The sequence below is a fragment of the Halospeciosus flavus genome (genome assembly GCF_029814175.1).
GTDB classification, from domain to species: domain Archaea; phylum Halobacteriota; class Halobacteria; order Halobacteriales; family Halobacteriaceae; genus Halospeciosus; species Halospeciosus flavus.
In genome coordinates this window covers 2968121-2992092 of sequence record NZ_CP122312.1, presented here as the reverse complement: position 1 = coordinate 2992092, position 23972 = coordinate 2968121, and the positions used below count along the sequence as shown (strand labels likewise).

Here is a 23972-nt window from a genome sequence, read left to right as displayed (position 1 = left end):
CAAAAGGCGCTCCCTCCCCAATCCTCGGACAACATGGACAAGAAGCGGGAAGTGACGAGCGTCGACCTCGTCGCTCTCACCTCGGAACTCAACGGCCTGTCGGGGGCGAAAGTCGACAAGGCCTACCTCTACGGCGACGACCTGCTACGCTTGAAGATGCGCGACTTCGACCGCGGCCGGGTCGAACTCATGATCGAGGTGGGCGAGACGAAGCGCGCCCACACCGCGGTCCCCGAGCACGTCCCCGCGGCGCCGGGGCGACCGCCGAATTTCGCGAAGATGATGCGCAACCGGATGAGCGGCGCGGACTTCCACGAGGTGCGCCAGCACGGCTTCGACCGCATCCTGGAGTTCGAGTTCCGCCGCGAGGACCAGGACACGACCATCGTCGCGGAACTGTTCGGCGACGGCAACATCGCGGTCCTCGACCAGAACGGCGAGGTCGTCGACTGCCTGGAGACCGTCCGTCTGAAGTCTCGCACCGTGGCGCCCGGCAGCCAATACGGTTTCCCCGAGTCGCGAATCAACCCCCTCGACCTCAGTTACGAGGACTTCGCCGCGCGGATGCGTCAGTCCGACACCGACCTCGTGCGGACCGTCGCGACGCAACTCAACTTCGGCGGTCTCTACGGCGAGGAACTCTGTACCCGTGCGGGCGTCGAGAAGACGATGGACATCGACGACGCCGGCGACGAGGAGTTCGAGGCCCTCTACGACGCGATGGAGCGTCTCCTCGACCGTATCAAGAGCGGGAACGTCGACCCCCGCGTCTACTACGAGACCGAGGAGGACGAGGAGGGGCCGGGCGAGCGCGTCGACGTCACGCCGCTCCCCCTCGAAGAGTACGAGGGGAAGAAGTCCGAGGCGTTCGACTCGTTCAACGCCGCCCTCGACGACTACTTCACCAACCTCGAAGACACCGAGGAAGAAGAAGTCGAGACCAAGGAGTCCGGCAAACCGGCGTTCGACGAGGAGATCGAGAAGCGAAAGCGCATCATCCAACAGCAGGAGGGCGCCATCGAGAACTTCGAGGAACAAGCGGAAGTCGAACGCGAGAAGGCCCAGTCGCTCTACGCGCACTACGACGTCCTCGACGAGATTCTCTCGACCGTCAGCGCGGCGCTCGACGCCGGACGGAACTGGGAGGACATCGAGGAGCGCTTCGAGGAGGGCAAGGAGAAGGGCATCGAGGCCGCCGAGCGCGTCGAAGGCGTCGACCCGCAGAACGGGCGCGTCCGCGTCCGCGTCGACGACCACGTCGTGAACCTCGACCCCACGGTCGGCGTCGAGCAGAACGCCGACCGCCTCTACAAGGAGGCCAAGCGCGTCGAAGAGAAAAAAGAGGGCGCCCTCGAAGCCATCGAGGACACTCGCGAGGAGCTAGAGAACCTGAAGAAGCGCAAGGCGCAGTGGAGCGCGCCGACCGAGGAAGAGAAAGAAGAGATGGAAGGGGAGGTCGACTGGCTCTCGCGTTCGTCGGTCCCCATCCGCAAGCAGGAGCAGTGGTACGAGCGATTCCGCTGGTTCCGGACGTCCGACGGCTTCCTCGTCATCGGTGGCCGCGACGCCGACCAGAACGAGGAGATCGTCCAGAAGTACATGGACAACTACGACCGCTTCTTCCACGCGCAGGCCCACGGCGGTCCCGTGACGGTGCTCAAGACCTCCGAGCCCTCCGAACCCTCGAAGGACATCGACGTCCCCGAGCGCTCGCTGGAGGAGGCCGCCCAGTTCGCCGTCACCTACTCCTCGGTGTGGAAGGACGGCCGCGGCGCCGGCGACGCCTACATGGTCATGCCCGAGCAGGTGTCGAAGACCGCCGAGAGCGGCGAGTTCCTCTCGAAGGGCGGGTTCGCCGTCCGCGGCGACCGCACCTACTTCGAAGACACGCCCGTCGGGTGTGCGGTCGGCATCACCTGCGAACCCGAGACGCGCGTCGTCGGCGGCCCGCCGAGCGCCGTCGAACCGGTGACGGAGACGAGCATCGAGTTCGAACCCGGCCAGTACGCCCAGGGCGACGCCGCCAAGCGAGCGTACCGGGAGTTCCGCGAGCGATTCGCGGATACGTCCTTCGTCCGGAAGGTGGCCAGCCCCGACGAGATTCAGAAGTTCATGCCGCCCGGCGGGAGCCGAATCGTGGACTAGTGGGGTGACCCGAGGGGAGTCTTTATCCACTGCCCGACTGTCGTCTCGGACGTGTTCGAAGATTCCCTGACGTACCCGAAACGCGGCGACGACGCCCTCGTTACCCTCCTCGTCGGCGGCTTCCTCCCGCTGGTGGCGACGGCCATCGCCGTCCTCGGCGTCGTGCTGTCCGCCTTCGGTATCGGTCTCCTGTTGCTCCCGCTCGCGGTAGTGCCCCAACTCGCGCTCTCCGGCTACTTCGTCGCCGTCGCACGCCGACGACTCGACGGAGTGCACGAGCCACCGGCGTTCGACGACTGGAAACAACTGTTCGTCGACGGCGTGAAGATCACCCTCGCGCAGATCGGGTACGCCGTCCCGCTGCTCGTCCTGTGGTTCGTCGGTCTCGTCGTGTTCTTCGTCGGCGCGCTCGCCGGACGCGGCGGCCCCGGGCAGAACGCCGTCGGAATGGTCGGGGGCGTCGTCTTCCTCCTCCTCTGTCTCGTCACCGTCGTCTACGGTCTCGCGGTCGCCTACGTCTTCCCCGTCGCACTCGTCAACTTCGCCCGCGAGGACGACCTCGGTGCGGCGTTCGACCTCGACGTCCTGAAAGCCGTCTCCTTCGACGGCGACTACGCGGTGGCGTGGCTCCTCGCGGCCGTCGTGTACGTGATCGGTGCGGGCACCCTCGGCCCCATGCTCGTCTGGGTGTTCTTCCTCGGCTTCGTCGTCATCTTCTACGCGCAGGTCAGCGCCGTCTACCTCGTCGTCGAGGGGTACGTCGACGCCCTCGACCTCGAACGCGAGAGAGAGCAGCAGGCGACGCTCCCGCAGTCCGTCTCCGCCGACGAGCGCGGCGGTGAGCGTGCGGACGTCGAGACCGAAAACGAGGTCGCCGTCAAGGGTGCAGAGGTGTACCCGACCGTCGAGGAGGAGTCGGAAGCCTCGGAGAGCGAGTCGTCCGACACCGACGCAGAAACCGAATCGGACGCGGACACCGACGAGGAGGTCGGCGACGAATCGCACGAGCCAGACCAGCGAGACGAAGACGACCGTCCGAACGAGTCCCGTCGCGACGAGTAGTCGACCCTCCTCTTCTGGGACTCGGCCGTCGACCGAGCGCGGACGACTATCGGTGCTTCGTGGCGGGGATAGCAGGAAACTTACCGCGCTGTCCGCTACGCTCACCTATGCAGATCAAACACCGGGAGGAGCGCGAGGGCGGCGTGACGCGCATCACGCTCGTCCCGGAGAGTCTGGACGACCTCTGGCACCTCACGTACGTCGTCGAACCCGGTGACCTCGTCGCGGGCGACACGACGCGTCGAATCCAGCGCGACCAGGAGGAACTCCGGGACACCGGCGGCGAGCGCGAGCACATGCACGTCACGCTCGACGTCGACGAGGTGGAGTTCCACAAGTTCGCGAACCGCCTGCGCGTCTCGGGCGTCATCGAGGACGCCTCCCGCGAGGACCAACTCGGTCTCCACCACACGCTGAACGTCGAGGAGCGCAAGGAGATCGCCATCCAGAAGCGCTGGAAACCCGACCAACTCGACCGCCTCGAAGAAGCCGTCGAGGCGACCGACCAGCCGGACGTCGCCATCGCCACCGTCGAGGAGGGCGAGGCGCACATCCACCTCGTCGCGCAGTACGGCGTCGACGAGTACGGGACGTTCACCGGGACGACGGGCAAGGGCGAGTACGCCCGCGGTCGCGAAGAACTGTTCGGCGACCTCGCGAGCGCGCTCTCGCGACTCGACGTCGAGGCCATCATCCTCGCTGGGCCGGGGTTCACCAAGCAGGACTGCCTCGACTTCGTCGAGGAGAACTACCCCGACCTCACCGAGAAGATCACGACCGTCGACACCTCCGCGGTGGGTGGGCGCGGCGTCCACGAAGTGCTCAAGCGCGGCGCCGTCGAGGAGGTCCAGGCCGAGACGCGCATCGCCGAAGAGTCCGAACTCATCGACGAACTCACCGAGCGTATGTCGACCGACGAACGCGCGGCTTACGGCATCGACGAGGTGAAGAAAGCCGCCGACTACGGCGCGGTCGAGACGCTGCTCGTGCTCGACGAACGCCTCCGCAAGGAGCGCGCCGGTGAGGGCGAGTGGGAGGTCGACGTCAACGACATCATCGAGACGGTCGAACAACAGGGCGGCGACGTGACCGTCTTCTCCCACGAGTACGCCCCCGGCGAGCAACTCCAGCACCTCGGCGGCATCGCCGCGCTCTTGCGCTACCGCCTCGACTGAGGTCGGGGGTGGCTCGTCAGGGCGTGCAGACGGCGTCGTCGCTCCCGCTCGCGACCGGGTGACGCCGCCGTCACCGATTCTTCCCGGCCGCGACCCACGTCAGTTCCGAGTCACGCACCCTCTGGCTTCGTCTCCCTACTTAGTGGTTCACTCGTCGGTCTCGACGGTGGTCCCCTCGCGGGCGACGTGAACCTCACCGTCGTAGTGTTCGCGGACGGACTGGACCATCTCCCGGTGCTTGCCGTCCGTGTGGGGGTAGAGGTGCGTGAGGTGTACCTCGCCGTAGTCGTGGCCGGCGAGGGCTTCGCCGAGTTGTGTGGGCGTGGGGTGGTTCGAGACGTCGATCTCGTCGGGGAACGAGCAGTCGTGGACGAAGACGTCGACGCCGTCGGCGAAGTCCGCGAGTCCTGCGAACGCCTCGGAGTCGCCGCTGAAGGCGAACGAATCCGCGAACCGGTAGGCCAGACAGTCCATCGAGTGACGCGTCTCGAAGCCCTCGACCTCGAAGCCAGCCACCTCGAATGGCTCGCCGGCGTCGACCTCCCGGACCACGAGGTCGACGCGGTCGCGCATGTACTCGTGGGCGTCGTGAAGGTCGTCGAGCAGGGATTCGGTGCCGGGTGGGCCGACGACCTCGACGTCGGTGGCGCCGGCGAGCCACCGGGCCTTGAGGAAGGGCATCAGGTCCGAGACGTGGTCGAGGTGGTGGTGCGTGAGGAGGACGGCGTCGACCCCCTCGTAGCCCGTCTCCGTCGCGGCGAGGCGGTGGAGGACCCCGCTCCCGCAGTCGAGGAGGAGGGAGTCGTCGCCCGATTCGAGCAGGAGACCGGTCTGTACCCGCTCGCCGGTCGGCATCGCGCTCCCGGTGCCGAGAAACGTGACGTCCATGGCCGTGGGTGCGAACCGGAGGCGGTTATAGACTCCTCACTCGTAGCCGATGTCCGGCGTGAGTTCGGCGCCGCTCCGGCGGAACTGTCCGCTCCCGCGGGCGAGTTCGTTCCCCGCGTCGTCGTAGGCGACCGCCTCCGCGACGAGTTGGTTCGGGTTCTCGTTGACCACCTCGCCGACGGCGCGGATCTCGCCCTCGGAGACCGGGCGCTCGAAGTAGAGGTTGAAGTCGGTCGTGAGGACGAAGACGTCCTCGACGAGCGAGTTCGCCGCGAAGAACGCCGCGTCGTCGAGTGCCTTGAACACAACCGACCCGTGTGCGGCGCCGAGCGGGTGGTGGAAGGACTCCTTCACCGGCATCACGAGTTCCGTCTCTCCTTCGAGGACGGTCAGTTCGGGTTCGTAGTGCTCGTTGATGGGCGCGTCGTGGTACATCCGCTCCAGTTTCCGGAAGTGTTCGGTCACGGTCGGGGGGTGGGCGGCGAGTGGGAAATAGCTGTGCGAGGGGTGTGCGGCCTGCCGCCTCCGCTACGCCATGCTGGCCCAGTCGACCATCCGGGCGTAGAAGTCGTCGGTGCGGAGGGCCTCCTCGTCACCGACGAGGTGGAGGGCCTTCTTCGCGCGCGAGAGCGCGACGTTCAGTCGTCGGTAGTCCTCGAAGATGGGGCTCTCCATGTCGCCGCTCGCGACGAACGAGACGAGGATGACCTCCTTGCTCGACCCCTGGAAGCGGTCGACCGTGTCGACGGCCACCCCCTCCGGGACCATCCGCGAAATTTCGGCGACCTGTGCGCGGAAGGGCGCGATGACCCCGACGTCTTCGGGGTCCAACCCCGCCACGCGGTACTGCGCGACGAGTTCGGCGACGCGTTCGGCCTCGACGGCGTCGGTGTGGTCCTCGCTCGTCCCGGCCACGTCGTGGAAGGTGACGCCGTCGCGGACGTCCTCCCGCGAGGTGTCGACGCCGAGGTCCGCGAGCGACTGGGCGGCCACCTCGCCGGTCGCCGGACGGAGTTGCCCGTCGTAGAACTCCGTCGAGGAGAACGCCTGGATTCGCTGGCTCATCCGGTACTGCTGGTCGAGCATCACGCCCGCCTCGGGGTGCTCTTCGATGAGGCGTTCGAACAGCGACTCGCCGAGTCGGCCCTCCGAGCGGGTCACGGGCGGGAGTTGCTCGTGGTCGCCGACGAGGACGAAGCGCGCGCCGCGCTCGATGGCCGCGAGCGCGTTCGGTTCCGTGAGTTGAGAGGCCTCGTCGACGAGGACGACGTCGAAGTCCTGCGAGCGCATGACCCGCGACCCACAGGAGGCGGTGGTCGCGGCCACCACGTCGGCGTCTTCGAGGGCGCGGGCCTGCTCGGCGGGCGTCCCGCTCTTCGAGAGGCGGAACTCCTGCATGTCCAGGCGGACGCCCGTCTGCGTACCGACGCGAACGAAGTCCTCGTAGCCCTGGTCACGGACGGCTTCGAGCGCGTTGTCGACGGCGCGGTTGGTGAAGGCGGAGAGGAGCACGCGCTGGTCGTCGGCGACGAGTTCGCGGACGATGCGGGCGATGGTGTACGTTTTCCCGGTACCGGGCGGCCCGTGGACGAGCGCGAAGTCCTCCGCGTTCATCGCGAGGTGGACGGCCTCGTTCTGCGACTCGTTGTTGTCGATGTAGGTCTCCCGCGCCCCCGAGAATTCGGGGTCCGCGCGGCCGAACAGCACGTCCTTCCGGCGCTGGTCGTCCTTCAGCACGAAGTCGTGGAGGGCGGTGAGCATCCGACTCACCGAGAGTTCCGAGGGGTAGACGTCCAGTCGCCGGAGTGCGACCGGTTCGTCGGTCGTGACGACCACCCGACTCGCCGAGAGTTCCTCGACGCGCGCGAGTTCGGCCATCCCCTGCACGGGGTCGCCGTCGCTCGCGAGCACGCGGTCGCCCTCGCGAATCTTCGACGCGGCCTCGCTGGTGCGGTCGGCAACGAGTCGCCACCGCCCGTCGGCGAGTTCCTCTTGGGAGACCGGTTCGAGGTCGATGACGGCGCGGTCGTCGTCGGCCCGTTCCTCGGGGGTCTGCTCCCACAGTTTCGCGTACTCGCGGTGGACGTGCCGGCGTTCGTCCTCGATGGCCTGGTAGAGGTCGTCGAAGTACTCGCGCTCTTCGTCGGGGAGCGGGTCGCCGACGGCGCCGGCCTTCGACTCCTGCTCGAGACGACCCGAGACGACCATGCAGGTGTCCTGCTCGAAGCAGTACTCACACCGCGAGTTCGCCTCGTAGCCCGTCGGGACGGTGCGGTCGTGTTCCATCGCGGCGAGGTGGTTGCGCGAGCGGACGACGAACTCCAGCAGTCCCCGTCCCACCGAGAACTCCTTGGCGGGCGAGAGGTCGCCGGTCTCTTCGTTGCGCTCGACGGCGGCGTTCTTCGTGTAGAGGAGCGTGCCCGTGTCCGCGGGGACGCCCCGCTCGGAGAGGAGGAGCGCGTAGCAGGCCGCCTGAATCTTGTCGTGGAAGCGCGGGTCGCGGTTCGTGTTCTTCCCGGTCTTCAGTTCGACCGGCATCCCCCGCCGGATGGCGTCACAGCGGCCCTTGATGCCGAACGTCTCCGAGAGGAGGGTGTACTCAGAGCGCCACTCGTCCTCCTCGGTGAGGAGTCCCTGCGAGAGCCACCCCTCGATGGCGGAGGCGTGGGCCTTCACCTCGGCGTGGACGTCGTCGGGGTCTTCTCCCAGGAGACCGAGTTCGAGGCCGGCCTCCTCGACGCGTTCGTCGACGGCGTCGTCGAGGTCCCGCCCCCGCAAGAGGTCGCCGAACACCTCGTGGACGATGGTCCCCTTCGTGACCGCGTACTTGAGCGGGAGACCGGAGAGTTTGTTCAGGTAGTACTGACGGGGACACTGAACCCACTCCCGGATGTCGGTCACGTCGACGAGGAAGTCGGGTTCGACGACGACGTAGGACTCCTTGCCCGTGGTGTAGCGCACTTCGCCGTCGTACTCGTCCTCCTCGGCCTCGGTGACGAGGAGGTCCATGCCGGGTTCGAGGTAGTCGGCGGTCTCCGTCCACTTCCCCCACAGCGTGACGGTCGACAGCCCGTCGTACTGGAGCGTGACCTCCAGCAGGTCGCGCTCGCCGTACTGCGTGGAGACCGTGCGGACGTCGCCGACGTCGTGGACCTCGCCCCGGACGTTCACGACCTCGAGTAGCGTGGCGCGGCGAAAAACCTTGTCGCTCGTCGTCTGTGTGGGCGCGACCCACGGCTGAGACGGCCACGCTCGGGTCCGTGCGAGCCAACGGGCATATGGCGACGGGCCCACAACTGTCCACTATGGGCTTCGGTAGCTACGACGAATCCGAACAAGAGAACCAGGAGGGGGACACCGACTACGACGAAGACGACGCCGTCAACGTCCACGAGAACGACCACGAGGGCGACGTCTCGGTCACGGGTGGCGACGACACCTCTTCGCTGGTCGACCAGCTCCAGACCATGAAGGGCGGCGACGAAGACGACGAGTAGGGCGACCGTACTCGACCGACTCGGCTGACCCGATTCTCTCTATCTCTCGACGCGACGGCGCCAGCGACCGCCACGACGTCCGCGACGGCGTCGGCGACGGTGTCGACGGCTACTCGTGGCCCGACACGCGGACTGGCTCGTACGGTTCCTCCAGGTAGTCGAGTTCGGAGTCCGTGAGGTCGACGTCGACCGCTTCGACGGCCTCCTCCAGGTGCTCGACGCTCGACGTCCCGACGATGGGCGCGTCCACTCCTTGTGGAGGAGCCACGCGAGCGAAACCTGGGCCATCGTGAGGTCCTTCTCGGCGGCGAGTTCCTGCACGCGCTCGTTCACCTCCTTCCCGCCGCCCTCCTCGTACGGCCGCCCGACGCCGGACTCGTGTTCGCCGCGCGTCGTCGCCTCGAACTCCTCGTGTGGGCGGGTGAGGTAGCCCGCGCCCATCGGCGACCACGGCATCACCCCGACTCCCTCCTTCTCGCAGAGGGGGAGCATCTCGCGTTCTTCCTCGCGGTAGGCGAGGTTGTAGAGGTTCTGCATCGTCTGGAAACGCTCCAGCCCCAGCCGGTCGCTCGTGTGGAGCGCCTCGGCGAACTGGTGAGCCCACATCGACGACGCACCCGTGTAGCGGACCTTCCCGCGGCGGACCGCGTCGTCGAGTGCGCGGAGCGTCTGCTCGACGGGCGTGTCGTAATCCCACCGGTGAATCTGGTAGAGGTCGATGGTGTCCATCCCGAGTCGGTCGAGGGAGTTCTCCAACTCCTGTTCGATGGTCTTCCGCGAGAGCCCCGACGACTGACGCTGCCCGTCCACTTCGAAGCGGACCTTCGTCGCGACGACCTGCTCGTCGCGGTCGTACCCGGCGAGGACGTCGCCGAGAATCTCCTCGGACTCGCCGTCGGAGTAGACGTTCGCCGTGTCGAAGAAGTTGATACCGAGGTCGATAGCGCGCTCGACGAGTTCGGCACCGCCCTCCTCGTCGAGCATCCAGTCGTGACCCGACCCGAAGCTCATACAGCCGAGACAGAGCTTCGAGACCTCCATTCCCGTCGAGCCGAGTGTCGTGTACTCCACGCTCGCCACGAGACGAGGGGTGGTCCTATAGCTTCGGGAAGTCGGGGTGTCCCTCGTCGGCGGGCGGGGACTCGGAAGAATGTCGAGGTTTCGGCCGCGGTCACGGCCGGAACTGCGTCACTTCGTCTTCCGCGAACTCTCCGGCGACGTCGTCTGCGACTGCATGTCGCCGTCGGTGTGCTGGGGCGTGTGGACGTACTCGAGGATGTCGAGGGGGACGTAGGCGATCGTCTCGCCGTCGCTGTCCGCGAGGTAGACGCCGTTGTCCGCCTCGGAGACCTCGTGACACTCGATACTCACGCGACCACGGTGGAGTTCGGCGACCATCGGTTCCTGGGTCATCGTATTATTTCAATTGAGTCTGTACTAATATAAAGTCTTGGGCGGTCAGATACTACTCCCTGACGGTGCGGAGAAGGGTTTTTGTCTGGTACTCCCTAACAGGGTGGTATGAGCGTCGACAGGGCGACCCTCCACCGCGCCCTCGACCGCGGCGAGGAGGAGGGTGGTAACGTCGAGTTCAAAGAACGGCTGACCCGCGACGTCCACCTCGCCGACGGACGACTCGAGAGCCTCGTCGCCCAACTCCGTCACCGCGTCCTCTCCGGTGACGGCGAGGCCCTCTACGTCGTCGGCGTCACGGACGACGGGGGGATCGCCGGGATCGAACCCGACGCCTTCTCCGAATCGCTCGACGTGCTCTCGCTGCTCGCCGAGGAGGCGGGCGCGCACATCGACGACGTCCAGACCTGGGGCACCGACGGGAACGGTCTCGTCGGCGTCGCGACCATCCGCGAGGGCGCCGCCCTGGACCAGAGCGACGACCACCTCGTCGTCGGCACCGCCGGCCACGTCGACCACGGCAAGTCCACGCTCGTGGGCAGTCTGGTCACGGGCCGCGCCGACGACGGCGACGGCGACACCCGGTCGTTCCTCGACGTCCAACCCCACGAGGTCGAACGTGGTCTCTCGGCGGACCTCTCCTACGGCGTGTACGGCTTCGACGAGGACGGCGACCCCCTACACGTCGACGACCCCTCGCGCAAGTCCGACCGCGCGGCCGTCGTCGAGGCGGCCGACCGCGTGGTCTCTTTCGTGGACACCGTGGGCCACGAACCGTGGCTCCGCACCACGATACGTGGCCTGGTCGGCCAGAAACTCGACTACGGCCTGCTCACGGTCGCGGCCGACGACGGCCCGACGAAGACGACCCGCGAACACCTGGGGGTCCTCCTCGCGACCGAACTCCCGACCATCGTCGCCATCACGAAGGCCGACCTCGTCGACGAGGAACGCCTCCTCGAAGTCGAACGCGAGGTCGAGCGCCTCCTCCGCAACGTCGGGCGCTCCCCCTTGCTCGTCGAGCGTCACGGCGTCGAGGCCGCCGTCGAGGAGATCAGCGAGACGGTCGTCCCGCTCCTGCGGACGAGCGCCACCTCCCTGGAGGGGTTCGACGACCTCGACGCCCTCTTCGAGCGACTGCCGAAGACCGCCGCGGCGGGCGGCGACTTCCGGATGTACGTCGACCGCTCGTACAAGGTGGCCGGCGTCGGCGCCGTCGCCTCGGGGACCATCAAGTCGGGGACGGTCGCGACGGGCGACGAACTCCTGCTCGGACCCTTCCCCGACGGGTCGTTCCGCGACGTGGAGGTCCGCTCCATCGAGATGCACTACCACCGCGTCGACGAGGCCGAGGCCGGCCGTATCGTCGGCATCGCACTCAAAGGCGTACGAGAAGAGGAACTCGACCGCGGGATGGTGCTCCTCCCGCGCGACGCCGACCCCGACCCCGTCCGGGAGTTCGAGGCCGAGGTGATGGTACTCAACCACCCGACCCGCATCGACGCCGGCTACGAACCGGTCGTCCACTTGGAGACCGTGAGCGAGGCCGCCCGCTTCGAACCCGAGGGTGGCCAACTCCTGCCGGGCGACAAAGGAACGACCAAAATCCGGTTCAAGTTCCGCCCCTACCTCGTCGAGGAGGGACAACGGTTCGTCTTCCGCGAGGGGTCGAGCAAGGGCGTCGGAACGGTGACGGACGTGACGCCCGTGGAGTGAGGAGAACTAGAGCGGTTCGCCGAAGGCGTACATCGTCTGGTGGCCCGTGATCTCGACGTCGAGGAAGTCGCCGGGTTCGACGCCGTGCTCGGAGGCGTCCTGGACGATGACCTGCCGGTAGGCCTCGTCGTAGCACTTCACGGAGTCACCGGTCCCCTCCTCGACGACGAGGACCGAGCGTTCCTGGCCGACCATCTCGTCGTAGGCTTCGGCGACGATTTCGCGCTTGGCCGCGGACATCTTCTTCGAGCGGTCCTTCTTCGTCTGGCCGCCGAGGCCCTTCATGTCCGCGGCGTCCGTGCCGGGCCGCTTCGAGAAGCGCGTGACGTTGATCTTCTCCGGGCGGGTCTCGCGGAGGAGCGCCATCGACTGCTCGTGGTCGTGTTCGGTCTCGGTCGGGAAGCCGACGATGAAGTCCGTCGAGAGGGTCCACTCGTCGAGGTAGTCGTCGAACGTCTCGACGATTTCGAGGTACTGCTCGACGCGGTGCTGGCGGCGCATCTCCTCGAGCACCTCGTCGCTGCCGGACTGGACCGGCGCGTGCAGGAAGTTGTAGAGTTTCTCCTGCTCGGCGAACACGTCCGCGAGTTCCTCGCGGATGCCGTGCACACCGCCGGGGTTGGCCATCCCGACGCGGACGCGGAAGTCGCCCTCGATTTCGGTGCAGATGCGCTCTAAGAGTTCGGGGAGTTTCCGCTCGCCGTTGTCCCAGCCGTAGACGCCGGTGTCCTGGCCGGTGATACGGATTTCCTTCGCGCCGGCGTGGACGAGCGCGCGGGCCTTCTCGACGTTCTCCTCGACCGGCGGGGAGTCGACGCGGCCGGTCGCGTGCTTCGTGATGCAGTACGAGCAGTTGCTCATACACCCGCGGGCGATGGGGAGGATGCCGATGACGCCGTCGAGGATGGGTTCGGCGTCGGGGGTCGTCGTCGGGCACTCGCCGTTCGTGACCGCCTCGGGCACCTCGTCCCAGTGGAGGACCTGGGCGTCGACGTCGGCGCTGGCGAACTCCTCGCCCTGCGCGAGCGCCATACAGCCAGTGACGATGAGGTCCGCGGTCTCGTCGTCGAGTTCCTCGGCCCGGCGGAGCATGTTGCGCTCCGTCTTCTCGACCACGGTGCAGGTGTTGAGGATGGCGACGTCCGCCGCCTCGGCCTCCTCGACCTTGTGGTGGCCGGCGTCGCGGAGGCGTCGCTCGATCTCGCGGCTCTCGCCGCGGTTCGAGGTGCAACCGTAGGTCTCGATGTGGTACCGGGCCATCGTTCGTCGGAACTAACGCGCGCGTCGGCAAAAGCACGACGGAACGCGCCCACCGTGTCAGTTCTCGTCGTCCCCGTCGCTACTCCCACCGTCCGCGCCGTCCCCGCTCCCGCCCTCTCCACGTTCGTCGGGGTGCGCGAGCGCGCCCGGCGCGGGGTCCGAGCCGATGGCCGGCGCCGAGCGGACGGCCGGGGAGACCGGTTCGCCGTAGAGGAGTTCGCGGAAGGCGATTCGTACGACCTGAATCGTGAGGACGATGACGAGCGGTCCGAGGAACAGGCCGTACCACCCGAAGACGACGCCGCCGACGACGTAGCCGAACATCATCAACCCGACGTGGGTCGTCCGGCCGGCGATTTCGGGGAGGAGGAACGTCATCGGGACGAGATCGAGGACGAAGAAACAGACGACGAGGAGCACCAGCGGGAAGACGAGGAGCGTCTCGCCAGCCCGGGTCGCGGCCCACACGAGGTAGCCGACGAGCGGGACGTACACCACCTTCCCGACGACCAGCGGGATGAGGCTCGTGAGTCCCGTCAGGAGCGCGAGGACCGTCGGGAACGGAATCGCCACCGGCGCGGGCGCGAGGTAGTTGTAGCCGTGGTAGACGACGACCGCGAGTCCGGCGACGAGCGCGATCAGTAGGACGTTGCTGAAGTAGACGGCTTCGAGGTCGCGGTCGACGGCCGTCGCGTAGCCGTAGGCCGCGCTCCCGTCACCGCCGCCGACGAGGTGGCGGAACCACGCCGCGATGTGGTGGTCGTCGCGCAGCAGGTAGAACGCGAAGAGGACGGCGACGAAGAAGTTCGTGAGGACGTTGGCGAGTTCGCCGAGGTAGCCGAGGACGAGGGGGAAGAGGTTCTCGATGGCCTGCTTGCTCGGGTCCCGGACGATGTCGACGATGGTCGTGAACGGGTGTGTGAACAGCGCGTGGGTGTCCACGTAGGGCGCGAGGAACTCCCGGTAGGCCCGAAGGTGCGGGAGGAGTTCGCCGAGCGCCATCACGACGAGGTAGCCGCCGACGAGGAAGAACGGGAGCGCCGTGAGCAGGACGGTGAGGAGGGCGGCGGCGTCCGACGACTCGACGACGTCCTCGATGCGGTGGTCGATGGGCCGCATCCCGTAGTAGAGGAACAACCCGAAGACGAACGTCCCGAGCAGGCTGAAGGCCGTGAACGCGACGATGGCGGCCAACGACCCGGTGAGCGCCCACCAGCCGAGACGGGTGCGACTCGACGGAATCGTCCGCTCTGTCACGGGCGCACACCCCGGAGGCGGCCGCGACGCTGCGCGTACATACGTCTCGTCTGTGGCGCCGGGCGCAAAAAGGCACTCGCCGACCCAAGACCCATTAGGACGTACGCTGAATCGCCGCCCGTGTCCTCGCCCTCCACCCCAACTAGACGCTCGTTCCTCGCCGCGCTGGGCACCGGCGCGGCGGTCGGTTCGGCCGGCTGTACCGCGTTCGGCGACGACCCCGCTCGGAGTGACTACCCCGAAGGTGTCCGGTTCGACGCGGGGTGGCCGACGGCCCGCCACGACGACGCGAACACCGCCGCCGTCCTCGGCGAAGACGGACCGACCGACGGCACGGTCGAGTGGCGGACGGACTTCGCCGTCGGTCCCGGCGTCCGCCCCCTCGTGGCGAACGGCCACCTCCTCGTCGCGGACGACGTCCTCCGGGTCCTCGACGTCGAGGGAGGTGCCGTCCAGTGGAGCGCCCCGCTCCCCGAGGGCGTGTCGCCCGCCGTGCTCGACGGCACCGTCTACGTGCCCGAAGCGACCGACGACCCCGCACTCGTCCAGTACGCACTCGACGACGGCACCGAGAACGGACGAATCGCCCTCCCCGCCAGACCGACCACGCCGCCGGCCTTCTCGAACGACCGGGAGACCGCCTTCGTCGCGGTCGACGGGGGTGAGGTTTGTGCCGTCGACCTGTCGAGCGGGACCGTCGAGTGGACCAGAGAGGTTCCGGGTGAGGTGCGCGTCCCCCTCGCCGTGAACCTCGGCGTCGTCGTCGCGGCGACCACGACCGGCGAAGTCCACTGTCTCACCACGACCGGCGAGCAGTTCTGGTGGCGCAACGTCCACGCGAGAATGGAGGGACCGCCCGTTCTCGGCGACCGACGCGTCTACGTCGGCGGTCTGGAGCGCTCGCTCCGCGCGCTCGACCGACAGAACGGCAGTCTCGTCTGGGAGGCGGACGACGACGTGACGCCGTTCGACGAGGCGGTGGCCTTCGACGGTCGGCACCTCTACACCGGCGGCGGGAGCGTGCAGGCCGTCGACGCCGCCACGGGCGAGGTCGCGTGGTCGTGGCAACCCGACGGCGGGAGCGTCCGCTGTTCGCCGGCCGTCGTCGGCGAGACGCTGGTCGTCTCCGGACAGGCCCACAGCGGACACGAGTCGGCAGATCTCGGTCTCGTCGCCGGACTGGACCCCACGGGCGGTGAACTCCTCTCCGGACCGGAGCGGTGGCGCGTCGAACTCGGGAACTACGCCGGTCACGCCGTCGCAGCCGGGGTGGGTCGGGTCTTCGTCCGGGTGTCGAGCGTGGACGGGAAACCGCGCGTCGTGGCGATTCGGTAGTCTCGACTAGGCGTAGTTCTCCCGGTAGTCTTCGACGATTTCGACGCCCGAGGAGGCGCCGATGCGTTCGGCCCCGGCGTCGAGCATCGCCTTCGCCGTCTCGTAGTCGCCGATTCCGCCGGAGGCCTTCACCGGGAGGTAGTCGCTCATCAACTCGACGTCCGCGACCGCGGCGCCGCCCGCGGAGAACCCCGTGGAGGTCTTCACCATCTCCGCGCCGGCCTCCCGCGCGAGTTCGCAGGCATCGTGTTTCTCCTCGTCCGTGAGCAGACCGGCCTCGACGATGACCTTCACGTCGAGGGGCGTGGCCGCGACGACGCGTTCGAGGTCGTTGCGGACGGCCATCGACTCGCCGTGTGTGAGTCGCCCGACGTTGATCACGACGTCGAGTTCGTCGGCGCCGTCGTTCCAGGCCGCCTCGGCCTCGGCGGCCTTCACGCCGGGGGTGTGCTGGCCGTGGGGGAACCCGACCACGGTCGCGAGCGTCACGTCCGGTGCGTACTCGGCCGCCTCGGCCACGTAACACGGCGGGATACAGGCGTTCATCCCGTACTCCTCGCAGGCGTCGAGGACGTCCTCGACGTCGTCGATGGTGGTGCCGGGTCCGAGGACGGTGTGGTCGATACGGGCCGCGAGTTCGTCGGCGTTCATACGCGAAGGGACGGCACGGGACGGCAAAAAGACCCGGCGTGCGGTGGGGCGAGACGACACGCCGGGATGGGGACGACACGACACGGGCACGTCGAGGCGTCGGTGGGTGGGCTTGGCGTCGGTGAGCGTCGGCGTCGGGCGGTGGGAGACCCAACGCGTTCGATAGTGGACGCACCGACCACTTGATGGCTGCTAAGAGGGGTATATAGTGGTACGTTCCCGTCCCGACCGGTCTCGAACCGTTCCGACTCGTTCCGTCTCACGCCGCCGCCCCCTACCTTTTCGGCCGCGCGCCGCTAACCTTCGGTATGGTCCACGAGGAAGTCGAGGAGACGGCCGCGGACATCGCGGAGATGGAGATTCGGGGGGCGGCGACCATCGCCCGGGCGGCCGCCGACGCGCTCCGGACGCAGGCCCACGAGAGCGAGGCCGACTCGCCCGAGGCGTTCCGCGAGGAACTGCGTGCGGCCGCCCGCCGCCTCCACGAGACGCGGCCGACGGCCGTCAGTCTCCCCAACGCCCTCCGCTACGTCCTCCGGGGGATGGAGGGGGACTCGGTGGTCGACCTCCGCGCCTCGGTCGTCGAGACGGTCGAGGAGTTCGAGGCGGAACTCGACGTCGCCCAGGAGAACCTCGGACAGGTCGGCGCGAACCGCCTGCGCGACGGCGACACCGTCATGACGCACTGTCACTCGACGGACGCGCTCTCCTGCGTGAAGGCGGCGCTGGAAGACGGCAAGGAGATTTCCGCGGTCGTGAAAGAGACCCGGCCCCGGAAGCAGGGCCACATCACCGCCCGCCAACTCCGCGAGTGGGGCGTCGACGTGACGCTCGTCGTCGACAACGCTGCCCGCCGCTACCTCGACGACGTCGACCACGTCCTCGTCGGCGCGGACAGCATCGCCGCCGACGGGAGCGTCGTGAACAAGATCGGGACCTCCGGTCTCGCGGTCAACGCCCGCGAGCGCGGCGTCCCGGTGATGGTCGCCGCACAGACGCTCAAACTCCACCCGGACACGCTCACCGGCCACACCGTCGAGATCGAGATGCGCGACGAGTCGGAGGTGCTCACGGAGTCGGAACGCGCCGACATCGCCGCCGGCGACGACCCCGAGGACCCGGGACTCACCGTCGAGAACCCGGCGTTCGACGTGACGCCGCCCCGCTACGTCGACGCCATCGTCACAGAGCGCGGCCAGTTCCCACCCGAGAGTATCGTCACGCTGATGCGCGAACTCTACGGCGGCGGGACGACCGAACCCTGGGCGAAGCAGGAATAACAACGTTTTCACGGCCGTAGGACACTCCACCGGTATGGCTCTCGCATCGGGGTACTCGGTCCCCGCGCTCCCGTACCTCGCGGTCGTGCTCCTCGCCGCCGCGGGCGTCGGGTGGGCGCTCGTCCGCGAACGGCCGCCGGTCACGGCCCGGACGATCCTCGCGTGGGCGCCGTGGATGGCCGTCGGGTCGGCGCTCTACGTGAACTACCAACTCGGGACCGTCCCCCGACTCCTCGAACCGTTCGCCTCCTCGCCGACCGTCTACCTCACGACGTTCGCCCTCGCCGGCGCCGTCTGGCTCGCCACGATGCACACCCCCGCTCCCCGTCGCGTCCTCGCGGGCGTGGGCTTCCTCGCCTTCTCTGTCCCCGTCGCCGTCGCGCTGGACTACGGCACCTCCCGGGGCACGCTCACCCTGCTCTGGCCGCTCGGGAGCGCAGTCGTCTCCGCCGCCGTCGCCGCCGGGGTGTGGGCCGCCTTCCACCGCGTCCGCCCGGACGACGCGAAGGTCGCGGACGGTGCGGGCGCGCTGGTCGTCCTCGGACACTCCCTCGACGCGTTCAGCACGGCCGTCGGCGTCGGCCACCTCGGCTTCGGCGAGCAGACGCCGCTCTCGCGCTACCTCATCGAGTTCGGCCACGCTATCGTCGACCTGCCCGGTCTGGGCGGCGCGTGGCTGTTCGTCCTCGTGAAACTCGCGCTCGCGGCCGGCATCGTCGCGCTCCTCGCCGACTACGTCCGCGAGGAACCCGCCGAGGGGTACGTCCTCCTCGGCTTCGTCGCCGCGGTCGGTCTCGGTCCCGGCGTCCACAACGTCCTCCTGTTCGTCGCCGCCACGCCGTAGGGATTTTTCAGGCGGCCACCCCTCTCCCCGCGTGTGGTCCGCATCGTCACCGCCGGGCACGTCAACTGGGACGTGACGCTCCGCGTCGACGCCCTCCCCGAACCCGACGGCGAGGCCCGCATCGAGTCACAGCGGAGCGCCGGCGGCGGGAGCGCCGCGAACGTCGCCGTCGCCCTCGCCGGATTCGACCTCGACACGGGCGTCGTCGGGAGCGTCGGCGACGACGAGAACGGCATCCTCGCCCGCCGCGAACTCGACCAGTCGGGGGTCGACACCGACCACCTGCTCGTCGTCGAGGACGCCGAGACGAGCGTCAAGTACCTCGTCGTCGACGAGGCGGGCGAGGTGATGGTCCTCGGCAACGAGGGCGCCAACGAGGCGGTCGACCCGGCCGACGTCGACCCCGACTACGTCGCCGCCGCCGAGCACGTCCACCTGACGAGCCAGCGCCCCGAGACGGCCGCCTACCTCGCCGCCGTCGCGGGTGACGCGGGCTGTACCGTGAGTTTCGACCCCGGCCGACGACTCGACGACCGCGACTACGCCGAGACGGTCGAGGCGGCGGACGTCCTCTTCCTCAACGAGCGCGAGGCCGAGACCTACTACGACGGTCCCGTCGAGACCGAACACGTCGGCGACGAGCGCGTGGTCGTCGTGAAACACGGCCCGCAGGGCGCGACCGTCTACACCCTCGGCGGCGTCTACGAACACCCCGGTTTCGACGTCGAGACGGTCGACACGACGGGCGCGGGCGACGCCTTCGCCGCGGGCTTCCTCGCGACGCTCGTCGAACACCCCGAAGCCTACGAGCGTGCGCTTGAGTACGCCAACGCCTGTGGCGCGCTCGCGGCCCGCGGCGAGGGCGCCCGGACCGCTCCCTCGGCGCCCGAAGTCGACGCCTTCCTCGACGAGTGGGCGCCGGGGTCGTAGTACCTGTCAGCTGTGAAAACACTGATGCTACCACCGGTCGTTACCTCCGGGTATGGAACGCGTCTCCGTCGCGATGCACGACCGGGTACTGGTCGTCGACGCCGACGAGTGGACCGTCCGCGAGGCCCTCGACGGCCACCGGACGGAGTGTGTCGCGAGTTCGCCCGACGGCGCGTTCGTCCTCTGTGGGACGTACGACGCGGGTCTCTTCCGTTCGACGGACGCGGGGGAGACGTGGGAGCGGGTCCCCGACCTCGCCGACGAGTCCGTCACCGCGGTCGCCGTCGCCCCCGACGGCACGGCGTGGGCCGGGACCGAACCGAGCGCCGTCTACCGCTCGGACGACCGGGGGCGGACGTGGACGCACTGCGAGGGGTTGAGCGCGCTCCCCTCCGCGAGCGAGTGGTCGTTCCCGCCGCGCCCGCACACCCACCACGTCCGCTGGATTCAGCCAGCACCCGACGACTCCGAGCGGTTGTACGTCGCCGTCGAGGCCGGCGCGCTCGTCCGGACCTTCGACGGCGGCGAGACCTGGCGCGACCGGACGTACGCCGGTCCGAGCGACGCACACACGCTGGCGACCCATCCCGACGACCCCGGCCGGGTGTACGCCGCCGCGGGCGACGGCTACTTCGAGTCCGACGACCGCGGCGACTCCTGGGACCTCCAGGAGTGGGGACTCGACCGGACGTACTGCTGGAGCGCCGCGGTCGACCCCGCCGACCCCGAGACCGTCCTCCTCGCCGCCGCCCACTGTCCCCGCGCGGCCCACGACGCCGACGCCGCCAATTCGGCGGTGTACCGACGCGTCGACGGCGACCGCGGGAGCGAGTGGGCGTCCGCGATGGACGGTCTCCCCGAGAGCGACGGCCTGCTCGCCCCCTCGCTCGCGGCGGTCGGGTCCGGTGACTTCCTCGCCGTCCACAACCACGGAATCCACCGCTCCACCGACTCGGGGCGGACGTGGCGCGCGCTCCCGGTCGAGTGGCCCGGCGACCTCCGCGACCGGCGACCCGCGGGTCTCGACGTCAGTTGAACAGTTGTACAATCGTTCAACTGAGTGGGCGGCGTCGCGGACCGGACCGCGTTCGCCCTCGGTGCGGGCAGTCGTGGTCGCGCTACGCCCGGCCAGTCGGCAATCGCACGGCTTTTTCCCGCCTGTGAACAGAGTCGTACCATGGCCAAGCAACCGCACCTCCTGGTCGAACCCGGCGACGTAAACGAAATCGCGCTCGTGCCGGGCGACCCGGACCGCGTCGACCGCATCGCCGCCCACTGCGAGGACGTCGAGAAGGTCTCCGAGAACCGCGAGTACAAGGTGGTGAACGCCACCTACGGGGGCGTCCCGCTCACCATCTGCTCGACCGGTATCGGCTGTCCCTCGGCCGCCATCGCCATCGAGGAACTCTCGAAGGTCGGCGTCGAGACGGTCGTCCGCGTCGGCACCACGGGCGCGACCCAGGAGTACGTCGAGATCGGCGACATGGTCATCGCGACCGGCGCCGCCAAGGAGGAAGGCACCTCCAAACGCTACGAGGACGCCGAGATTCCGGCCGTCCCGGACTACGACGTCCTCACGTCGCTCGTCGACGCGGCCGAATCGAACGACGAACACGTCCACGTCGGTCCCATCGCCTCCGACGACGCCTTCTACGCCGAGACCGACGAGTACGTCGCCGAGTGGGAGTCGGCGGGCATCCTCTCCGTCGAGATGGAGGCCGCCGCCATCTTCTCCATCGCCCGCCGCAAGGGTATGCGCGCCGGCGCAATCTGTACCGCCGACGGCAACCTCGTGAAGGGCACCCAGAAGGGCGCCACCGAGGAGGACGAACTCCCCGAGAAGGCGAAGAACAACGTCGGCCGAGCCATCGAACTCACACTGGACGCCGTCGTCGACCTCTACGAGTAACGACCCTCCCCTGTCTGTTTCTGCCGGCCCGAATTCTTTACTGACGCAATCCGTACACAGATTCATGGACCGCCGACGATTTCTCACGGCCGCTGGCGCGGGAGTCAGCACGGGCGTGGCTCTCGCTGGCTGCGCAACGAATCAGTCGGCGGGCGAGTGTACGAACCCGCACACGCTGACGCTGGAACCGACGACGCCGAGGTACGTCGGACACGCCAACGTGCATCGTCTGGAGGGACTGGGGAAGTACGAGGAACAGGTCGCACGCCGAGCGCTGGCGCAGGGCCACGCGACGGTCTCGGGGCGGTACAACCCACCGCTCGACGAGTACTATCCGTCCGACGGGGCGTACTACGAAATCGGGACAGAGACGGACACGAAGACCGTACAGGGTGTCGAGTACGGCGTGCGGAGCGTCGACGACTCGCCGCCGGACGAGTCCGAATCGGTCGTCACCGTCGCCGAACTCCCCGAACAGGACGTACACACGCTCTGGGGTGCACTCGACTATCCGACGACACGGGAACTGGAACTCGCCCCGAACTACGACACGCGGATGCAGGTCGGGTATCGGAACGCGGGCCGACGGTCGGAGTCGAGACTGTACCCGAAGGCCGATTTCGAGTACGTCCGCGCCGGCAGCGCTGTTTTCGAGATGTCGTTCCGGAAGCAGCGTGAGGTCCCGGTTTCAGAAGTCCGCTACACGGCGACGTACGTGTCGTCGAAACTCGCCGCCGTAGGTGAACGTGTGCTCGAACGGCACGGGAAGAAGATACCTCGGGAGCGTCTAACAGACCAGCAACAGCAGATCGTGGCGACTGCCTCCGACGTAGGGTACCGGGAGTGTGGAGACCCGAACGTCTCTGGTTCCTTCGAGGAGTTGTTGTTCGAGAAACTGTGGGGCGGGAACGGACACGTCCGATACGTCAGACTGGGTGGCACGTGGTACAGGGTGTACGCGGACTATCCGATGGTCTCGTAGCCCGACGCACCAGGGCCACGTATCCAGCGTCGTCGGAGTCCACGGTTCTCACCGAATCGACCGCTCACGCCCGGTGGACCACCGCGACGTCCGTCTCCACGTCGGCCAGTCGCTCGTAGGTCGGCCGCGAGAGGAACCGCGAGGCCGACGAGCGGTCGGTGCTCGCGCCGAGGACGACCACGTCGTACTGCTCGTCGTTGCGTTCGACGAACGACTCGACGTCGCTGCGGGAGACGCGGGTCTCACACCGGCAGTCGACGGTCTCGACGAGGTCGGCGAGCATCGACTCGGCGTCGCGGCGCTCCCGTTCCGAGCGGATACACGTACAGACGCTGACCGTGCCCGTCCGGCCGGCGAGTCGCTGGGCGTAGTCGACCATCGCGTGCGCGAGGTCGTTGGCGCGACTCACGGGGACCATGACGCGCTTCCAGTCGACGCGCTCGGTGTTCGAGTCGAACGCGACCACGTCGACGTCGCTGCCGAACAAGGCGCGGAGGTAGTCGGCCGCCTCGCCCCCCTCGCGGCGGTAGGGGGCGACGACGAGGTCGCAGTTCGTCTCCGCGGCGGTGTCGAGGACCGTCCCGGCCGAGAGTCCGCCGTCGGTGGCCGCGGCCACGGCGACCTCGCAGGGGACGCCGACGCGTGTCTCGATGCGGTTAGCGTGTCGTTCGAGTTCGTCGGCGGCGAGTTCGGCGGCGCGTGCCTCGGCGTCGGAGCGGCGGTCGACGTCGGTCCGCTGGTCGTCGAGGACGTCGAGGTCCGCCGCGTCGTCGGATTCGAGGATGGCGCGCTCGGCGGCGGCGACGTCCTCGTCTTCGACGACGGAGAGGAGGACGACTTTCCCGGCCTCGTGGGCGCCGGCGAGACGCGCGCCGAACATGGCCGTCTGGGCGGCGTGTTCGCCGTGCATCGGGACGAGGACGTGGTCGTCGGCGCCCGTGGTCTTGTAGAGGTACCGGGAGCGCTCCTCGTAGAACTCGTTTCGCCAGACGAGGAAGATGCCCGAGACGACGACCGTCGAGACGGCGACGCTCACCACGTAGACGAACTGGTTCGCCCCGGTGACGTGGACCAGCAGCGCGGTCGAGTAGGCCGACGGTTCCTCGACGTCCAGCGCCCAGGTCACGACTCCGGTGAGGAACATGCCGAGGGCGACGGCTTCGGGCCGAATCTCGTAGGCCGACGCCGGGACGACGTAGAGGTAGCGCGCGCCCACCGCCAGGGCGGCCCACCCGCAGAACGCGCCGGTGGTCAGTCCGCCGACGAACCGGCGGGGAGAGGCGTAGCGCTCCTCGGGGTGGGCGAACAGCGTGTACGACCCGGAGGCCAGCGGCGGGAAGAGGAGGTAGGGGAGGACCTCGACGCGGTTGGAGACGAGGGTGACCGCCGCGAACAGCGCGGGGAGGACGACGAGCAGCGAGACGTGGACGAGGTTGCTCGTCGACTCGAGCCACCGACGAATCTCGCGCACCTCGCGTCGCTCGAATCGGGCGACGCGTCGGCGCACGTCGCGGAGACGCCGGCGAACGCTGCGGAGACGCTGTCGGACGTCGCGGAGGCGTCGCGCCACTCCCTCGCGCATTCTCTACTCGTGGTCGAGACGCGGCGCGGGTAAGGGCGTTTCGTCC

20 protein-coding genes and 1 pseudogene are annotated in these 23972 nt (G+C 68.5%); 12 read left to right on the top strand and 9 right to left on the bottom strand.

Annotated elements, in window-relative coordinates; all coding sequences use genetic code 11:
* Positions 1-33: 33 nt before the first annotated feature.
* The 3 genes from rqcH (at position 34) to P0Y33_RS15795 (ending at position 4382) form a co-directional block, all read left to right on the top strand.
* The gene (gene rqcH, locus P0Y33_RS15805; protein ID WP_279528348.1) at positions 34-2145 is read left to right on the top strand and encodes a ribosome rescue protein RqcH; all 2112 of its coding nucleotides are present in this window, start codon (positions 34-36) and stop codon (positions 2143-2145) included.
* Positions 2146-2196: 51 nt separating this feature from the next.
* Complete coding sequence (locus P0Y33_RS15800) at positions 2197-3207, top strand: DUF4013 domain-containing protein (RefSeq protein ID WP_279528347.1); 1011 nt, start codon at positions 2197-2199, stop codon at positions 3205-3207.
* Positions 3208-3314: 107 nt separating this feature from the next.
* Positions 3315-4382, top strand: a complete 1068-nt coding sequence (locus P0Y33_RS15795; RefSeq protein ID WP_279528346.1) for an mRNA surveillance protein pelota — start codon at positions 3315-3317, stop codon at positions 4380-4382.
* 147 nt (positions 4383-4529) lie between these two features.
* Here the strand turns inward: P0Y33_RS15795 and P0Y33_RS15790 are convergent, their stop codons facing one another.
* The 3 genes from P0Y33_RS15790 to P0Y33_RS15780 all read right to left on the bottom strand — a co-directional run bounded on the left by P0Y33_RS15790 (position 4530) and on the right by P0Y33_RS15780 (position 8441).
* A complete protein-coding gene (locus tag P0Y33_RS15790; RefSeq protein WP_279528345.1) occupies positions 4530-5270 on the bottom strand; it encodes an MBL fold metallo-hydrolase in 741 nt (246 codons plus the stop codon).
* 36 nt (positions 5271-5306) lie between these two features.
* Complete coding sequence (locus P0Y33_RS15785) at positions 5307-5735, bottom strand: PaaI family thioesterase (RefSeq protein WP_279528344.1); 429 nt, start codon at positions 5733-5735, stop codon at positions 5307-5309.
* A gap of 63 nt (positions 5736-5798) precedes the next feature.
* Positions 5799-8441 carry an ATP-dependent helicase gene (locus P0Y33_RS15780; protein WP_279528343.1) on the bottom strand — a complete coding sequence of 881 codons (2643 nt, stop codon included), beginning with the start codon at positions 8439-8441 and terminating at the stop codon, positions 5799-5801.
* A gap of 134 nt (positions 8442-8575) precedes the next feature.
* Between P0Y33_RS15780 and P0Y33_RS15775 the strand changes: the two genes are divergently transcribed.
* Entirely contained in the window at positions 8576-8767 is a 192-nt protein-coding gene (locus tag P0Y33_RS15775) for a DUF5786 family protein (RefSeq protein ID WP_279528342.1), read from the top strand.
* Between the two features lie 109 nt (positions 8768-8876).
* On the opposite strand, the pseudogene P0Y33_RS15770 reads toward P0Y33_RS15775, so the two are convergent.
* Together P0Y33_RS15770 and P0Y33_RS15765 are read right to left on the bottom strand one after the other, a co-directional pair.
* Positions 8877-9838 (bottom strand): annotated as a pseudogene (locus P0Y33_RS15770) (aldo/keto reductase).
* 117 nt (positions 9839-9955) lie between these two features.
* Positions 9956-10180, bottom strand: a complete 225-nt coding sequence (locus P0Y33_RS15765) for a hypothetical protein (RefSeq protein ID WP_279528341.1) — start codon at positions 10178-10180, stop codon at positions 9956-9958.
* Between the two features lie 108 nt (positions 10181-10288).
* Between P0Y33_RS15765 and P0Y33_RS15760 the strand changes: the two genes are divergently transcribed.
* Entirely contained in the window at positions 10289-11896 is a 1608-nt protein-coding gene (locus tag P0Y33_RS15760) for a GTPBP1 family GTP-binding protein (protein ID WP_279528340.1), read from the top strand.
* Positions 11897-11902: 6 nt separating this feature from the next.
* On the opposite strand, the gene P0Y33_RS15755 is transcribed toward P0Y33_RS15760, so the two are convergent.
* Together P0Y33_RS15755 and P0Y33_RS15750 are read right to left on the bottom strand one after the other, a co-directional pair.
* Positions 11903-13156 (bottom strand): tRNA (N(6)-L-threonylcarbamoyladenosine(37)-C(2))-methylthiotransferase, encoded by a 1254-nt coding sequence (locus tag P0Y33_RS15755; RefSeq protein WP_279528339.1) that lies wholly within the window; start codon positions 13154-13156, stop codon positions 11903-11905.
* Positions 13157-13213: 57 nt separating this feature from the next.
* Complete coding sequence (locus P0Y33_RS15750) at positions 13214-14413, bottom strand: AI-2E family transporter (RefSeq protein ID WP_279528338.1); 1200 nt, start codon at positions 14411-14413, stop codon at positions 13214-13216.
* 120 nt (positions 14414-14533) lie between these two features.
* On the opposite strand from P0Y33_RS15750, the gene P0Y33_RS15745 reads away from it, so the two are divergent.
* Positions 14534-15748, top strand: coding sequence for a PQQ-binding-like beta-propeller repeat protein (locus P0Y33_RS15745; RefSeq protein WP_279528337.1), 1215 nt, complete (start codon positions 14534-14536; stop codon positions 15746-15748).
* Positions 15749-15754: 6 nt separating this feature from the next.
* On the opposite strand, the gene deoC is transcribed toward P0Y33_RS15745, so the two are convergent.
* Positions 15755-16399, bottom strand: coding sequence for a deoxyribose-phosphate aldolase (deoC, locus tag P0Y33_RS15740; RefSeq protein ID WP_279528336.1), 645 nt, complete (start codon positions 16397-16399; stop codon positions 15755-15757).
* Between the two features lie 308 nt (positions 16400-16707).
* Here deoC and P0Y33_RS15735 point away from each other — a divergent pair, with 308 nt between their 5' ends.
* The 6 genes from P0Y33_RS15735 (at position 16708) to P0Y33_RS15710 (ending at position 22344) form a co-directional block, all read left to right on the top strand.
* Positions 16708-17679: a ribose 1,5-bisphosphate isomerase gene (locus P0Y33_RS15735; protein WP_279528335.1), complete on the top strand. Its 972-nt coding sequence runs from the start codon at positions 16708-16710 to the stop codon at positions 17677-17679.
* 34 nt (positions 17680-17713) lie between these two features.
* Complete coding sequence (locus P0Y33_RS15730) at positions 17714-18523, top strand: DUF63 family protein (RefSeq protein ID WP_279528334.1); 810 nt, start codon at positions 17714-17716, stop codon at positions 18521-18523.
* 33 nt (positions 18524-18556) lie between these two features.
* Positions 18557-19453, top strand: a complete 897-nt coding sequence (locus tag P0Y33_RS15725) for a carbohydrate kinase family protein (protein WP_279528333.1) — start codon at positions 18557-18559, stop codon at positions 19451-19453.
* Between the two features lie 52 nt (positions 19454-19505).
* Positions 19506-20489 carry a WD40/YVTN/BNR-like repeat-containing protein gene (locus P0Y33_RS15720; protein WP_279528332.1) on the top strand — a complete coding sequence of 328 codons (984 nt, stop codon included), beginning with the start codon at positions 19506-19508 and terminating at the stop codon, positions 20487-20489.
* A 141-nt stretch (positions 20490-20630) separates the two neighbouring features.
* Positions 20631-21362: a nucleoside phosphorylase gene (locus P0Y33_RS15715; protein ID WP_279528331.1), complete on the top strand. Its 732-nt coding sequence runs from the start codon at positions 20631-20633 to the stop codon at positions 21360-21362.
* Between the two features lie 64 nt (positions 21363-21426).
* Positions 21427-22344 carry a hypothetical protein gene (locus tag P0Y33_RS15710; RefSeq protein ID WP_279528330.1) on the top strand — a complete coding sequence of 306 codons (918 nt, stop codon included), beginning with the start codon at positions 21427-21429 and terminating at the stop codon, positions 22342-22344.
* 64 nt (positions 22345-22408) lie between these two features.
* Here the strand turns inward: P0Y33_RS15710 and P0Y33_RS15705 are convergent, their stop codons facing one another.
* Entirely contained in the window at positions 22409-23926 is a 1518-nt protein-coding gene (locus P0Y33_RS15705) for an HPP family protein (protein WP_279528329.1), read from the bottom strand.
* Positions 23927-23972: the final 46 nt, after the last annotated feature.

Coding starts and splice junctions, on each gene's coding strand:
- P0Y33_RS15710 (WP_279528330.1), top strand. CDS start 21,427: ATGGACCGCCGACGATTTCTCACGGCCGCTGGCGCGGGAGTCAGCACG.
- P0Y33_RS15760 (WP_279528340.1), top strand. CDS start 10,289: ATGAGCGTCGACAGGGCGACCCTCCACCGCGCCCTCGACCGCGGCGAG.
- P0Y33_RS15720 (WP_279528332.1), top strand. CDS start 19,506: ATGGAACGCGTCTCCGTCGCGATGCACGACCGGGTACTGGTCGTCGAC.
- rqcH (WP_279528348.1), top strand. CDS start 34: ATGGACAAGAAGCGGGAAGTGACGAGCGTCGACCTCGTCGCTCTCACC.
- P0Y33_RS15715 (WP_279528331.1), top strand. CDS start 20,631: ATGGCCAAGCAACCGCACCTCCTGGTCGAACCCGGCGACGTAAACGAA.
- P0Y33_RS15735 (WP_279528335.1), top strand. CDS start 16,708: ATGGTCCACGAGGAAGTCGAGGAGACGGCCGCGGACATCGCGGAGATG.
- P0Y33_RS15755 (WP_279528339.1), bottom strand. CDS start 13,156: ATGGCCCGGTACCACATCGAGACCTACGGTTGCACCTCGAACCGCGGC.
- P0Y33_RS15765 (WP_279528341.1), bottom strand. CDS start 10,180: ATGACCCAGGAACCGATGGTCGCCGAACTCCACCGTGGTCGCGTGAGT.
- P0Y33_RS15775 (WP_279528342.1), top strand. CDS start 8,576: ATGGGCTTCGGTAGCTACGACGAATCCGAACAAGAGAACCAGGAGGGG.
- deoC (WP_279528336.1), bottom strand. CDS start 16,399: ATGAACGCCGACGAACTCGCGGCCCGTATCGACCACACCGTCCTCGGA.
- P0Y33_RS15730 (WP_279528334.1), top strand. CDS start 17,714: ATGGCTCTCGCATCGGGGTACTCGGTCCCCGCGCTCCCGTACCTCGCG.
- P0Y33_RS15705 (WP_279528329.1), bottom strand. CDS start 23,926: ATGCGCGAGGGAGTGGCGCGACGCCTCCGCGACGTCCGACAGCGTCTC.
- P0Y33_RS15790 (WP_279528345.1), bottom strand. CDS start 5,270: ATGGACGTCACGTTTCTCGGCACCGGGAGCGCGATGCCGACCGGCGAG.
- P0Y33_RS15795 (WP_279528346.1), top strand. CDS start 3,315: ATGCAGATCAAACACCGGGAGGAGCGCGAGGGCGGCGTGACGCGCATC.